This is a genomic window from Shewanella colwelliana ATCC 39565, assembly GCF_000518705.1.
Taxonomy (GTDB): domain Bacteria; phylum Pseudomonadota; class Gammaproteobacteria; order Enterobacterales; family Shewanellaceae; genus Shewanella; species Shewanella colwelliana.
The window spans coordinates 1-1,202 of the sequence record NZ_JAEC01000063.1 but is presented as its reverse complement, the minus strand read 5'-3'; the positions used below and the strand labels follow the sequence as shown (position 1 = coordinate 1,202).

Sequence of the window (1,202 nt, the reverse complement as noted above, 5' to 3'; positions counted from 1 at the left end):
TATTACTCCATCGAAGACTCCTGTATAAGACTTTACATCTTTACCTATTAACAAGATTCCACTCCTCTTGTAAATGACTAAGTTAATTAGTCCATCTCCGAGGGCTCCCATATTGTGAGACGTTAATACCAAGGTACTATCTTTGTTTGCTTTATAAACAGACTTGTATTTTGAATTGTAGTTTAGGATTATTGAGGTGTGATACAGGAGCAACGTGAATAAAATAATTAAAAATGAATTTTTATGTTGCAACCAAAAATTCTTTAGTATTATGAAAACCAGCAAGAGAAATAAAAAATCAAACATGGCATCAAAAAACTTATAGTTTTCAAAGTCATACCAGACCAATTTAATATTTAGGCAAGTAAAAACCACCTTCAACAATACAGTGAAAACAATCAAAAATATAACAGTTATTGTACTCGATTTCATAAAGCGTGTAAGTATTCCATAGCGATACGACTTATATGCGAAGAAATAGACTATAACACCTAATTATCAAAAAATTAGGTGTTATAGTGATGTACTTATAAGTCTGTTATAGTTACGCTACCCGTAGGGCAAGCTAATATGCATCCAGAATCTGTCACTGTAAATCCGGGAGTTGCACTCGTCCAACCACCTCCGTGGCCTCCACTTGATACAACTTGAAGATCACCTCCTGGGTTACAAGAATCTGAGTTACGGTCTGATTCTGGATCATTTTCATACACATTTTCCGCATAATCATAACCACCAAGAATGAGCTCTTTATCACCTGGGTTATCCTGTATATCGCCATTAACTGCCCCAATAATATTATCAGAAAGGGCACCTAAATCATGATAGTCGGGGTCGTTAGTATTTGTAAAGTTCTGGTATTGCTGTACAATTGCGCCAGCTCTTGTTGCTTGAAGGGAAGTATATCCCATTCGCTGAGCTGCCGCACCGTAAAACCAATTTCCGTATTCTTGTGAAGCCATAAAATCAGGGTTGTTTTTTAGATCATAGTATTGCCCTGGTCCAAACATTGATGCCATATAAGAGGCTTTTAGAGTTTCCCTATAGGCTCCAGCAGGAACTAGCGTTAATGCAGCCGAAACAGCGTCAATATCCCCTAACTCTTTATTAGTATCAAAGTTGTCAGGTTTTCCTTCTGGTGCTTGTTGAGCAACTGTACATTGCTGCGCACTAACAAAATTGCTACACAAAAGCAAAGCCAA

At 37.3% G+C, this 1,202-nt stretch carries 1 protein-coding gene; it reads right to left on the bottom strand.

The window, feature by feature from the left end; all coding sequences use genetic code 11:
* Nucleotides 1-527 precede the first annotated feature (527 nt).
* Nucleotides 528-1,202, bottom strand: a 675-nt coding sequence (locus L876_RS21965; RefSeq protein ID WP_156029445.1) for a polymorphic toxin type 44 domain-containing protein, incomplete at its 5' end; no start/stop codon positions are given.